General features: G+C 31.3%; 7 protein-coding genes. 1 reads left to right on the top strand and 6 read right to left on the bottom strand.

Annotation, left to right across the window (positions count from 1 at the left end; all coding sequences use genetic code 11):
* Positions 1-30: 30 nt before the first annotated feature.
* The 6 genes from J3359_RS16910 to J3359_RS16885 all read right to left on the bottom strand — a co-directional run bounded on the left by J3359_RS16910 (position 31) and on the right by J3359_RS16885 (position 10,233).
* Entirely contained in the window at positions 31-2,448 is a 2,418-nt protein-coding gene (locus J3359_RS16910; protein ID WP_208078276.1) for a TIM-barrel domain-containing protein, read from the bottom strand.
* A gap of 132 nt (positions 2,449-2,580) precedes the next feature.
* Positions 2,581-4,536, bottom strand: coding sequence for a glycoside hydrolase family 13 protein (locus tag J3359_RS16905; protein ID WP_208078274.1), 1,956 nt, complete (start codon positions 4,534-4,536; stop codon positions 2,581-2,583).
* Positions 4,537-4,575: 39 nt separating this feature from the next.
* The gene (locus tag J3359_RS16900; protein ID WP_208078273.1) at positions 4,576-6,882 is read right to left on the bottom strand and encodes a glycoside hydrolase family 65 protein; all 2,307 of its coding nucleotides are present in this window, start codon (positions 6,880-6,882) and stop codon (positions 4,576-4,578) included.
* A gap of 148 nt (positions 6,883-7,030) precedes the next feature.
* Positions 7,031-7,687: a beta-phosphoglucomutase gene (gene pgmB / locus J3359_RS16895; RefSeq protein WP_208078271.1), complete on the bottom strand. Its 657-nt coding sequence runs from the start codon at positions 7,685-7,687 to the stop codon at positions 7,031-7,033.
* Between the two features lie 8 nt (positions 7,688-7,695).
* Complete coding sequence (locus tag J3359_RS16890; protein ID WP_208078269.1) at positions 7,696-9,066, bottom strand: MFS transporter; 1,371 nt, start codon at positions 9,064-9,066, stop codon at positions 7,696-7,698.
* A 144-nt stretch (positions 9,067-9,210) separates the two neighbouring features.
* On the bottom strand, positions 9,211-10,233 hold the full coding sequence (locus J3359_RS16885) for a LacI family DNA-binding transcriptional regulator (RefSeq protein WP_208078267.1): 1,023 nt from the start codon (positions 10,231-10,233) through the stop codon (positions 9,211-9,213).
* Positions 10,234-10,431: 198 nt separating this feature from the next.
* Between J3359_RS16885 and J3359_RS16880 the strand changes: the two genes are divergently transcribed.
* Entirely contained in the window at positions 10,432-13,551 is a 3,120-nt protein-coding gene (locus J3359_RS16880; RefSeq protein ID WP_208078266.1) for a SusC/RagA family TonB-linked outer membrane protein, read from the top strand.
* Positions 13,552-13,555: the final 4 nt, after the last annotated feature.

Genomic DNA, 13,555 nt, shown 5'->3' with positions numbered 1-13,555 from the left:
CAATTCACTATTTTAAATTAATAATTCGGTTTATTTTAATGATATTTTTATTGCTACTTCTTTTTTAGGATTCCATTTTACTGGAATCTTTAGAACATTATTTTGCGGTGTAATTCTTTTTCGTTTACCTGCAACTTTTATCTTTTTAGGATTCCAATTGATGTTATGAATAACCAACATTATTTCTTTTTCTGATGATTGCCAATTGCTACCAAATTCGGCTTCCAATTCAATTTCTAACCATCTTTTGGAGATTTCTGCTTCAAATTCTAACAACTCGTAATTTCTTTTTTCGAAAGCATTTGCTGTAATTCCATCATCATTATAAAAAGTTCTTTCACTTTCTTTTACAGAAGCATCATAATAATAATGCAGTTCCAATTTATTGGCTTTGTAATTGTCTGTGGTTTGCACAACATCTGTCATCAAAATAAAAGCGCCACCTCTTACATAAGTGGGTATTGATTTTTCTTTCACTTTTACAGTTTTTGTTTGTCCTCCTTCTATTTTTTCATCAACATAAAAATTGAACCAATTTGCCGTTTTTGGAAAATAAATTTCTTTCGTTTTTACAGAATCTTGTAAAATTGGCGTGATTAAAAAATCTTTTCCCCATAAATACGTTTCTGAATTACTCATTAATTTTTCTGCATCTTCTTCAAAGAAAATCGGACGCATTAATGGCGTTCCTTTTTGATTATTTTCGAATGCTAAATTGTAATTGTAAGGCAACAATTTGTAACGCAATTCAATTGCTTTTTTTGCTAATTTCTTTGCTTTTTCGCTTCTAAAAACGGGTTCACTTGCTACATCTTCTTGTGCATGTGGTCTAAAAATAGGCTGAAAAACGCCATATTGTAACCATCTTACATATAAATTATCATCTAAATTTGCACCTGCAAAACCACCTAAATCGGAATGCATATAGCCAAAACCTTGCATGCCCATTTGTAGCGCAATTTCTGGCTGACTTTGCAAACCTCCCCAAGTTCTATTTACATCTCCAGACCAGGGAATCATTCCAAAACGTTGTGAGCCTGAATAACCTGCTCGCATTAAAATGAAAGGTCTTTCGTTTGGAAACTCGGTTTTATAACCTTCAAAAATTAGTTTTGCCCAATCATGACCATACGTATTGTGGACTTCGTTTGCAGAACCTGTTGCGTGTTGCACCCAAGTTGGATGTACTTCTGGCTCACCCAAATCTCCCCAAAGTCCTTTTACACCTAAACTTAAAATGTCTTTATAAATGTTCCAAAACCAATCTTTTCCTTCTTTTTTATAGATATCTACAATTCCTGTATTTCCAAAATAGAAATCATACTTTGCAGGATTTCCTACAGAATCTTTCCCCAAAACATCTTTTTCTACAGCTTCATTCCATTTTTTTGAATTGGTTAAAATAAATGGCTCTGTAATGAATACTGTTTTTACTCCTTTGTTTTTAAAATTTGAAATCATTCCTTTTATATCTGGGAAAGAATCTTTGTAAACTTCTAAATTCCCCATGGTTCCTTGAATGTCTTTTCCAAACCAATACAAGTCTAAAATTACAGCATCTACAGGAATTTTTGCTGACTTAAATTTAGCAATCGTGTTTTCTGTTTCTTGCTGAGAATGATACCCAAATCTGCTTGAAAAATTTCCTAAAGCCCATCTTGGTGGTAAAGGTTGTTTTCCTGTTAAATTGGTATAATTATCAATTAAATCTATCCAAGAATCGCCAACAATTACTTGGTAGGTTTTTCTTCCAGAAATGGTTTCATACGTTAAACAATTGTCTTTTTTACTGTCTAAATCTAAATAACCAACAGGTGCATTATCGAAATGAAGCATGTATTTTTTTGATGAAATTACAATTGGCAACGTAAAATTCATCAGTTCTGAATGTGTTTCATAACCATAATGAGCTCTGTTGAATAATGCCAAACGATTTCCACGTCTGTTCATTCCTAAAGCTCTTGCTCCTGCTCCATATAAAACTTCGTTATCCGTTAAATTGAATTCGATTTTTTCTGTTTCTTTTGCAATAATATTTCCTTTTACATTTTCTAGAGGAATGTGTTTCGACTTGAAATACCCTTGTTTTTCTGAAATGATAACTTCGTTATTATACTTATAAATAATTTGAAATGGATTGTGATTTACATGAACTGAAATTCCGTTTGAAAAAAACTCACTTTGGTTGCCTAAAACAGGTGTAATTTCTAAATCTTCCGCTTTTAGAACTACAGCATGAGATTTCATGTTTACTTCTTCTCCTTTAGGAAAAAAAGTAGTTTCCACTATTTTTTCGTTAATAAAAGTGATTAGATATTTACCATCATTTACATTTATTTCTAATCCGTTTTTAGTTTGTTCTATGTTCTTAAAAACTCTATTAGAATTCTGAGCGAAACCAACAATATATATAAAAAGTAATGGAAAAAGAATTTTAATATTTTTCATAATTAGTTTTTAAATGTTCTCGATACAATTTCGATGAAAAATCGAAATCACTCGAACTTACAGACTCTTAATTATTAGTTTTTTTTTATATTCTCCTAAACTTCAATGGTTTTAAAAACTTTTGAGGTTTGTTTAATTCAATTTTGTGGTTAAAAGAATGCTTCCTTTTTTAGATAATTCTATGGAATCTCCCCAAGTAAATTTTTCTTCTGTAATTATATTTTTTAATATTTTTCCTTGTAAACCAATTTCTTTATATCGTTTTAAGTCGATTGTAATTGGGTTTTCATTTTTATTGATGATGTTTACGACAACTTCATCCTTTAAAACCCTGAACAAGAAATACGTTCCCATAAAGGGTGCAAAATGCACTGTCTTTCCTTCGTGAATTGCTTTAGAATTTTTTCTGAAATTCAATAATTTCTTAAGAAAAGATTGCATATTTTTTTGGCTTGGTTTTAAACCTTTGCCTGTAAATGCATTTATTTTATCATCTTTAAAACCTCCAGGGAAATCTGTACGAATTAAACCATGATCGCCTGGTTTTTTAAAATCGTCCATTAAAATTTCTGTTCCGTAATAAATTTGCGGAGTTCTTGGCATCATTAAATACATAGCAAGTGCCATTTTTGTGTTTTCTAAATCGCCATTTAATTGCGTGTAAATTCTGCTCATATCATGATTGTCTGGAAAAATTAGAATGTCTTTTGGTGAAGCATAATGAAAATCGTTTGCTAAGCCTTCATAAATTTTCACCAAACCTGTATCCCAAGATTCTTTCTCATTTAATGCTTCTACTACTTTTCTTTGCATGGCAAAATCCATCGTAGAAGTTAAATTAGATTCGTAACCATCTCTATTATTTGCGCCTTTTTGCCAATAACCAATTAATAACGGATTGTAGCTCCATTCTTCGCCAACAATAGAAAAATTCGGATATTCTGTCATAATTGCTCCAGCCCAATCACTCATAAACTGCTTGTCTGGATAAGGATAAGTGTCTTGTCTAATTCCACCTAAACCAATGGTTTCTATCCACCAAATACTATTCTGAATGATGTATTTTGCCATAAATGAATTCTTCTGATTCAAATCTGGCATTGTAGAAACAAACCAACCATCTGCGTTTTGTTTTTTATCAATTTTTGAAGCGTATACATCTTGATTCGAAGTTCTCCTATGATTTGAAGTGATTAATTCGCCTTTATTTTCGAAATTTTCTTGATAATTTACCCAATCTTCAAAAGGCAAATCTTTCATCCACCAATGTTCGCTACCACAATGATTGGCGACTTGATCCATAATTAATTTAATGCCTTTTTCTTTGGCTTTATCTGCCAATTCTCTGTAATCTGCTAACGTTCCAAAACGAGGATCGATCTCATACAAATCTGTAATTGCATACCCATGATAAGACTGTTTTGGCATGTCGTTTGTTAGTAAAGGTGAAGACCAAATTGCAGTAAATCCCATCTCATTTATATAATCTAAATGATTGGTGATTCCCTTTATATCTCCTCCATGTCTTGCATAATCATCATTTCTATCTATTTTATTTTCTTTTAAAAACTGAAAAGATTCTACATTCTCATTGCTTTTTGATGTTTTAGAACCAATATCGTTTGATAGATCTGCATTTGCAAAACGATCTGGCGTTATTAAGTAAATAACATCAGAACTATTAAAACCAACGTAATTATCTGCAGGTTTTTCTCTTTTTTTTAATTCGTAGGTATGTGTTTTTTTTGTTCCCTTTTTATCTTTAAAGACTATATCGAATTTTCCTGCTTTTGTTGATGCATCAATTTTTAAATCGATAAATAAATAATTCGGACTTTTTGCTGTATGTACTTTTTCAATAGAAACTCCTTTATAAGAAATAGAAGGTGTAAAATTACCAATATTGGGTTCTTTTACCAATAATTGAAGTGAAGAATTTTTGAAACCAATAAACCAATTGGGTGGCTCAACTCTTTCTAAAGAGGTGTTTGAAATAGAAATTTTAGGAGTATTTTCTTTGGTTTCTTCGTTTTTACAAGAAAAAATAGTTATCAAACAAGTTAATAAAATTGCTTTAAGTGGTTTCATAATTTATCTAATTTAAACCTCGTATGTTTGTAATTCTAATTAAACAGTTACCAAATTATTTGGAGAAACTGTAATTAATTTTCCATTGACCAAAATGTTTATTTCGTTATTTCCATCAATTTCAAAAACAGTTTCGTTTTGAGAAACATTTACAGTTATAATCTGGTTTCTAAAGTTAACTTTAAACGAATAGGTTTGCCATTCTTTTGGTATTTTTGGTGCAAAAGAAAGTGTATTGTTTAGCACTCTCATTCCACCAAAACCTTCTACAATACTCATCCAAGTTCCAGCCATAGAAGTAATATGTAACCCTTCTTCTACTTCGTGATTGTAATCGTCTAAATCTAATCTCGATGTTCTTAAGTAAAAAGTATACGCTTGTTCCATTCTATTTAACTTTGCAGCTTGAATACTGTGTACACATGGAGAAAGTGAACTTTCATGGACTGTAAATGGTTCGTAAAAATCGAAATGACGTTCTAATTCTTCCGTAGAAAAATCATTTTCAAACATATAGAAACCTTGTAAAACGTCTGCCTGTTTGATGTATGGAGAACGTAAAATTCTGTCCCAACTCCATTTCTGATTAATAGGTCTTTGACTTTTATCTAAATCTGCAACAGTAATTAATTTTTTGTCTAAAAAACCATCTTGTTGTAAGAAAACATTGTGCTCTTCCGAATATGGAAAATACATATTGTCTGCCACTTTTTTCCATCCAATTAATTCATCATCTGTAAAAGAAACTTTTTCTTTAATTCTAATATAATCTGAAATATGGTCTGTTTTTACAAGTTCTATATTTTCCAAAGCATAATTAATACACCATTTTGCAATGTAATTTGTGTACCAATTATTGTTGATGTTATTTTCATATTCATTTGGACCTGTTACTCCCAAAATCATGAATTTATCTTTATGGGTAGAAAATGTTGCTCTTTGATGCCAAAAACGTGCAATTCCTATTAACACTTCCAAGCCTTTTTCTGGAATGTAAGAATAGTCGTTTGTAAAACGATGGTAATTGAAAATTGCAAATGCAATGGCTCCATTTCTATGAATTTCTTCAAATGTAATTTCCCATTCGTTATGGCATTCTTCGCCATTCATGGTAACCATTGGATACAAGGCTGCTCCGTTTTTAAAACCGAGTTTTGTCGCATTTTCAATCGCTTTTTCTAAATGATTGTATCTATATTCTAATAATTTTCGTGCGACAGATTGGTCTTTTGTTGCCATATAAAATGGAATGCAATAGGCTTCTGTGTCCCAATATGTGCTTCCTCCATATTTTTCTCCTGTAAACCCTTTTGGACCAATATTTAAAGTTGAATCTGTTCCTAAATAAGTTTGATTTAAGTGAAAAATATTAAAACGAATTCCTTGTTGTGCTTTTACATCACCTTTAATAGTAATGTCGGACATTTTCCAAATCTCTGTCCAAGATTGTTTTTGCATTTCTAATAAAGCGTCGAAACCAAAACTTACTGCTTTGTCTAAAACATCTTTTGCTGCAGTAATCAATTCGTTTTTATTATAATCTCTATCCACCACATATCCTCCGAATTTATGGATTGTAAATGTTTTATTTTTTTTAATTTCTTGTTGATAAGTGCAAGAGGCAGTATTTTCTGTTTTAGAATTGTTACAGAAAGTTAAAATTTCATCATTATTTATAAACAAACGAGATTCCATAAAAGTACACGTGTAAAAGTGCGTTTTCATAGTTCTTGCTTGAATAAAAGATTGTTTTTCGTTTTGTACAACTTCTAAAATATCCCAAAATTGGTCGTCCCAATTGGTATCTTCATTTGTAATTCCTGCATCTATATAGGGTGTGTAGGTAATTTTTGCATCTGCATTTAAAAGCGTTACGTTGTAATTAATTGCACCAACCTCATCTAATTCTAAACTTAAAAAACGCTTTGTATCAACTTTAATTTTGATTCCGTTTTGCAATTCAGCTTCAAAAGTTCTAGACAACCAACCTTCTTTCATGTTGAGTTCTCGCTTAAAATTAGACACTTTTTTACAAGTATGTAAATCTAATTTTTCGTCGTTAATAGTTACGTTGATTCCTATCCAATTGGGTGCATTTAAAACTTTTGCAAAATACTCTGGATAACCATTTTTCCACCAACCAACTCTTGTTTTGTCTGGGTAATAAACACCACCAATATAACTTCCTTGAAAAGTGGTACCCGAGTAATTTTCTTCGAAATTAGCTCTTTGACCCATTGCTCCATTACCAATACTGAATAGACTTTCGGACGATTTTACCATTTCTGGATTAAAACCTTCTTCTATAATGGACCAATCATTGGGTATGATATAATCTTGATTCATTTTTTATTTTTTTATTTTCCTGCAAGGTTTCAAAGACCTTGTAGGTATTTATTTTTTATTCTCTAAAAACAATAATTAAACTATTTTGCAACTTTAATTTTATAGCTACAAGGTTTTAAAAACCTTGCAGGAAATGCTAAGAGTGTTGTTAATTTTTATTGATTAAATCTTGTATAAAATTGGTATCGATTTCTGTAAAATCGTTGAAATTATATTTTGCTTCAAATAAAACTTTAGCATCTCCAATTCCTATACTAATCATTTTTGCGCTGTTTGCAGCTTGTACGCCTGCAACAGCGTCTTCAAAAACCACGCAATCGCTTGAATTTACTCCTAATTGCTCTGCAGCAAGAAGAAATACTTCTGGATCTGGTTTTGCTTTGGTAACATTGTTACCATCTACAATTACATCAAAATAAGATAATAAACCTACTTTTTCTAAAATTGGTTGTGCGTTTTTGCTTGCAGAACCTAATGCAATTGGGTGTTTTCTATCTTTTAAATACTCTAATATTTTTGGAACGTCTGGTAGTATTTCAGAAGCGTCCATATTTTCTATGTACTTTAAATAATCAACGTTTTTCTCGATCATCCAAGTATCAAATTGTTCTTGTGTTGCTTCAACTTTACCAATTTCTAACAAAATTTCTAAACAACGTTTTCTACTAACACCTTTGAATAATTCGTTTTGTTCTTTGGTAAATTCGAAACCTAATTCGTTGGCTAAATTTTTCCATGCTAAATAATGATATTTGGCAGTGTCTACAATAACACCATCCAAATCGAATATAAATCCTTTTTTCATTTTAAATTTTAAATTTCTTCTTGATAACGAATTGCTTTTTTGTTAGTAATTAGTAAATTACACAAACCAGCAATTATTAAACTTACTCCTGCAACTGTCATTGCATTGATTGCTTCTTCTCCAATTAAACTGGAAACATAATTAATACCACCTAAAGCAGCCATAATTTGTGGAATTACAATAAACATGTTAAAAATACCCATAATAACCCCCATTTTCTTAGGATCCACAGAACTCGATAACATTGCATAAGGCATGGAAAGAATACTTCCCCAAGAAATTCCGATTAATACAAAACAGTATTTTAGAGATTCTGGTGAAGCAGTATTCATTAATAAAAAACCTGCACCTCCAGCAATTAATGAAAACATATGAACATATTTTCTATTGATATTTCTTTTTGAAGTATACAAGGTTAATAATAAAGCGAAAGCCATAGAAGACAAACCATAAATTCCCATTGATGACCCCACCAAGTTAGAAGATTCTTGAAACTTTGTGTTTGCGACTACAAAAGCATCTTTTTGTGCCAAATCTTGCATATTATAATCGGTTTCAATGGGTGCTGGAGATCTATAAACATGCTCTGTCAAAGCAGGATTTGCCAAACTCCACATTGTAAAAAATGCAAACCAAGAAAAGAACTGAATAATTCCTAACTTTTTCATAGTTAAAGGCATACTTCCAATATTATTTAAAATATCAGGAATAAAATTATTCTTTTTTACTTTTTCTCTTTCGAATTCTTCCATGTTTTCTGGTGGATATTCATCCGTTGTAAAAACAGTGTATAGAATACTTGCTAAAAAAACAAAAGCTCCAATTGCAAAAGCAACTTTTACAGACATTGGTACAACTCCAGATTCAGCAACATTACTAACTCCTAATTGAGAAACCATCCAAGGTAAATTACTGGCAATCCAAGTTCCAATTCCTATAATTAATGTTTGAACAACAAAACCGTAAGAACGTTGAGATTCTGGTAATTTATCTGCTACTAAAGCTCTAAATGGCTCCATAGAAATATTTATGGAAGCATCTAAAATCCACAAAAAACCAGCAGCAACCCATAAAGCAGGTGAATTTGGCACTAAAAACAAGGCAATAGAACTTAAAATTGCCCCTATTAAAAAGTAAGGTCTTCTTCTACCCCATTTTACACTCCAGGTTCGATCACTCATATAACCAATAATTGGTTGTACAAGTAAACCTGTTAAAGGTGCAGCAATCCACAGCAAAGGAATATCTTCCTTTCCTGCTCCTAAAGTTTGAAAAATTCTTGACATAAATCCACCTTGAAGGGCGAATCCAAATTGTATTCCTAGAAACCCAAAACTCATGTTCCAGATTTGCCAGAAGCTTAATTTACGCTTTTCCATTATCGAATATTATAAATGAATATTACGATAAGTTTTTCGACTTATCAATTAATAAATTTTGTGGAATGTAATTTATTGATAAACCTTAATAATGCAACAAATATATGTTTTTTTTATCAAATTGATAAAAAACCACTATAAAAGTTACGACGACGTTTTCGTAGATTCTCGTAGTTTTAAGTCACTGGAAATCACAATTTTTTTAGGTTTAAAAATTTCTGCTTCATTTTCTATTCTTTCTATTAATAACTCCACTGCTTGTTTACCCATCGTAAAACCATGTTGTGCAATTGTAGTAATGGATGGCGAAGAATATTCCGATATTAAACCATCTGTAAAACCAATTACAGACATATCTTTTGGTACTGTAAAACCTCTCTCTTTCGCTACTCTCATTGCATTTGCAGCATAAATTTCGTTTACTGCGAAAATAGCATCAATATCTTCATGAAAGACTTTTTCTATTTGAGGTTTTATGTCTTTGCTTTCATCGACCTCTACAATTAAGTTTTTATCAGTTTTAATGTACGATTCAATTAAAGCTTTCTCGTAACCCTGCCTTCTTAAAGCTCCAACATTTACGTGGTTTGGTGTGGTTATTAATGCTATTTTTTTGCATCCATTTTCTACTAAATATTTTGTTGCTTTGTAACCTGCACCAACATCATCTACCACTACTTTATCACAAGATATTTCGTCTACAACTCGATCAAATAACACTAATGGAATCTCTTCAGAAACCAATCCTTTTATATGATTAAAATCCTTATTTTCAAGCGTTTCACTCGCTATTGAAATAATTAAACCATCTACACTTCCGTTCGATAAAACCTTTAACGTTTCTACTTCCTTTTTGTAAGATTCGTTAGAGAAACAAACCATAATATTATAGCCTTTTGCATTGGCTCCATCCTCTATACCCATAATTACTGTAGAGAAAAAATGATGTACAATTTTAGGCAAAATAACTCCTATTACCTTCGTCTTTTGGTTACGAAGTTGAAGCGCTAAATTGTTAGGTTTATAGTTATAAAGATTAGCATAAGCTTGAATCTTATCTTTGGTATCCTTGCTAATTTCGTGGCTATCTTTTAACGCTTTAGAAACTGTAGATGTAGAAACTCCTAATTCCTTTGCGATTGTTTTAATTGTAATTTTTTGCTTCATTTTTTATGAAATGATAAATTTTAATGCGCTATTTTGCTAATTTAATGATAAATTCTAAGAAAAAGTTGTCAACACGAAACCGATTTCGTAAATTTTATTCTATTGAAAACAAGGGTTGTCTGTATATATTTACAAAGTGGAATGTAAATTTATTGTTAACACAAATCAAATTTACAGTTATTATTTAACAAATTATACATGAAAAAATTTAAATTATTGTTAATAGGACTTCTTTTAACTACATCTTTTAGCATGTTTGCACAACAAACAGTAAAAGGTATTGTAAAAGAAAAAGCAACAGGCGAACCTTTGCCTGGTGTAAGTGTTGTTTTGAAAGGTACACAAAGAGGTACTGAAACAGATTTTGATGGGAATTTTACTTTAGATAAAGTAAAAACGGGTGATACTTTGGTTTTTAGATATCTTGGTTACACCACTAAAGAACTAGTAATAGCATCTAAATATAATTTAACTGTTACTCTAAAAGAATCTTCAGAACAGTTAGATGAAATTGTTATTGTAGGTTATGGTAGTGTTAAAAAAGAAGACTTAACAGGTTCTGTAGATGTAATTTCTGCAAAAGACTTTAACAAAGGGGCAGTAGTTTCTCCAGATCAGTTATTACAAGGTAAAGCTGCTGGTGTTAGAATTACGAATGCTGGTGGACAACCAGATGCTGCACCAAATATTAGAATTCGTGGAGGTTCTTCTCTTTCTGGTAATAATGCACCTTTAATTGTTATTGATGGTGTACCACTAGACAATGGTGGTGTTGCTGGTGTTGGTAACCCTTTAAGCTTAATAAACCCAAATGATATTGAAAGCTTTTCTATATTAAAAGACGCTTCTGCAACTGCTATTTATGGTTCTAGAGCTTCTAATGGTGTACTTATTATTACAACTAAAAAAGGAACTTCTGGAGATACTAAATACAACTTCTCTACAAGAACTTCTGTTAGTGCAATAAGCCCTGGAAATCAAATTCAGGTAATGAACTCTGATACATTTGTAAATTTTGCTAAAAAGTATTATCCTAATAGCTTAGAAGCTTTAGGTGTGCCTGTTGGTTCTGTTAGCACAAATGAGCCAAGTAGAATTATTACACTTAAAGACAAAAATGGAAACTCTTTTAAACGCCAAATCTTTAATACAAATTGGCAAGATGCAATTTATAGAACCGCTGTTACAAAAGATTATAATTTTGGTGTTAGTGCAAACCTATTCAAAAAAATACCACTTAGAGCCTCTGTAGGTTTTAATGACACAGAAGGTGTTGTGAAAACAAATGATTACCAAAGAATTACAGGATCTTTAAGATTAACACCTAAATTTTTTGACAAACACTTAAAAATAGACATTAATGCTAAAGGAACTTTGGTAGATAAAAACTCTATTGATGATGGTGGCGCTTTAGGTGGTGCTATTTCTATGGATCCAACAAAACCTATTTATGATAGTAGCTCATTTTTTGGCGGATTCTATCAACAATATAGACCTTCTACAGATACCAATGCTCCTAACGCTAAAGCAGGCGCAAGTAATCCTTTAGGCGTTTTATTACAGAGAACAAGACCAGAAAAGGTAAAACGTATTTTAGGAAATGTAGAATTTGATTATAAATTTCATAATTTGCCTGAATTAAGAGCTGTGTTAAATTTAGGCTTAGAAGCTTCTACTGCAGAGATTGAAGAAGTTTATGCTGACAATGCTATAAATTCTTACACATTGGTTCCAGACACAAATCAGCCATTAGGTACTTATATTTTTAATTCTGGAAAGAGTTATGGTGAAAACCAAGATATAAAAAACACAACAATGGAAGGTTATTTAGCATATCGAAAAGAATTAGATGAATCATTCATCAATAATTTTGATGTACAAGGAGGCTATTCTTATCAGAATTTTAGAAATGAAGGCACCAAAGATCTTTATATAACAGACCCTACTTCTGGTGTAAGGATTCCAAACGTTAATCCTTTAAATCCTACAAACAGATACTTTAACGAATTAAATTTACAATCATTTTTTGGTAGAGCAAACTTAAATTTAGCAAACAAATATTTAGTTACTTTATCATTAAGAGCTGATGGATCGTCATTCTTTACAAAAGAAAACAGATGGGGTTATTTCCCTTCTGCAGCCTTAGCTTGGAAATTAAAAGAAGAAAGTTTTGTAAAAGGCGTAGAATTTATCAATGATTTTAAGTTGCGTATTGGTTGGGGGCAAACAGGACAACAAGATGTTTCTGGTCAAGTAGGTTTTTATCCTTCTACTCCATTATTTGAAATTGGATCTCCAGAAAGCCAATATATAAGTGGTGTAAATTTATACAACGCTAAAGAATTCAATCCAGATTTAACTTGGGAAAAAACTACTACTTACAATGTAGGTATAGATTTCGACTTCTTCAAAAACAGTTTTATTTCTGGTTCTTTTGATGTGTATAAAAGAGAAACTACAGATTTATTAGTAGTTGCTACAGTTCCTCCTGGACAAGCTTTAAGTGATCAAGTAATACAAAACATAGGTTCTACAGATAGCAAAGGTTTTGAATTAAACTTAAATGCAAACATTATAAGAAAAGAAGATTTAGATGTTTCTTTAAACAGTAACTTGTCTTATAATTACACAGAAGTATCTGACTTGGAAGGCGTTAAACAAATAAACGCTCCAAATGGCGGTCTTGCTATTGGAACTGGTAATATTTTGCTAAGACATGCTGTTGGGCAACAAGCAGGTTCTGCTTGGGTATTAAAACAAGTATATGACAATGCAGGAAACCCTATTTTAGGTTCTTTTGTAGATTTAAACGGAGATGGCAGTATTACTGAAGATGATAGGTATTATAGAGCCATACAACCTAACTGGACATTTGGTTTTGGTTTTAATGTAAACTTTAAAAACTGGGATTTTAGTGCAAGTTTTAGAGGTCAGTTAGATGGAGAAGTGTATAACTCTAGAAGATTAACCAATGGTGTTATTAGAAATACACAATCCTTAGATGGTACATTCTTTAACAATGCCTTAGATTTTTCTGCAGGAGAAGCAAACCCTGCTTTTACAAACATTTTAGATCCAATTCAATATTCAGATTACTTTTTAGAAAATGCTTCTTTTTTAAGATGTGAAAATATTGTGCTTGGTCATACATTAAACAATGTATTTAAAAGTGTAGGTTTAAAAATCTATGGTGCTGTTAACAATCCTTTCTTAATAACAAACTATTCAGGACAAGATCCTGAAAACTTTTCAGGAATAGATAATAACTTCTACCCTAGAGCAACCATATATAATATTGGTGTAAATATTGATTTTTAATGAA

The sequence above is a fragment of the Polaribacter cellanae genome (assembly GCF_017569185.1).
GTDB lineage: Bacteria > Bacteroidota > Bacteroidia > Flavobacteriales > Flavobacteriaceae > Polaribacter > Polaribacter cellanae.
This window is presented reverse-complemented; position numbering and strand designations above follow the sequence as displayed.